General features: G+C 63.4%; 1 pseudogene. It reads right to left on the bottom strand.

Annotated elements, in window-relative coordinates:
- Window positions 1–152 precede the first annotated feature (152 nt).
- A pseudogene (locus tag EN969_RS35035) lies at window positions 153–410 on the bottom strand (catalase HPII); the annotation flags it as partial.

Here is a 410-nt window from a genome sequence, read left to right as displayed (position 1 = left end):
GCAAAGAAGCTGGTTGGGACCGACGAGGTTCTGGAGAAGCAGCGGCGACAAGCGTCCAGCAAGGAAGATCGCTCGTAGACCGCGGTGCCGGCTGGGTTGGCGGCAAACCAAAGAGTGCGGACGCGCCAACGGAAACAGCTGACGCCATCGCATCAAAGTTTGACAGCCGCCTCCCGCGCCCAGAGCCGCAGTTTGCGGCATGACTGCACAAACGCAGCTACCGAAGCTGCCGAATCCAGCCGCCTCAGCCCCTCATCGGCATCGGGAGCGACGCCTGCTTTGATCAGGAGCGGCTCGGCCCCGGAGGTGAAGCCGATGAACTTGCAATGCGCAAACGCATCAGACACGAAATCCTTCGCAGCGGCCTCCGTGACCAGTAGCTCGGCGCCCGCCTCGGAGAGGAGCAGCAC

It is taken from the genome of Mesorhizobium sp. M7A.F.Ca.CA.003.01.2.1 (assembly GCF_003998945.1).
GTDB lineage: Bacteria > Pseudomonadota > Alphaproteobacteria > Rhizobiales > Rhizobiaceae > Mesorhizobium > Mesorhizobium ciceri.
This window is presented reverse-complemented; position numbering and strand designations above follow the sequence as displayed.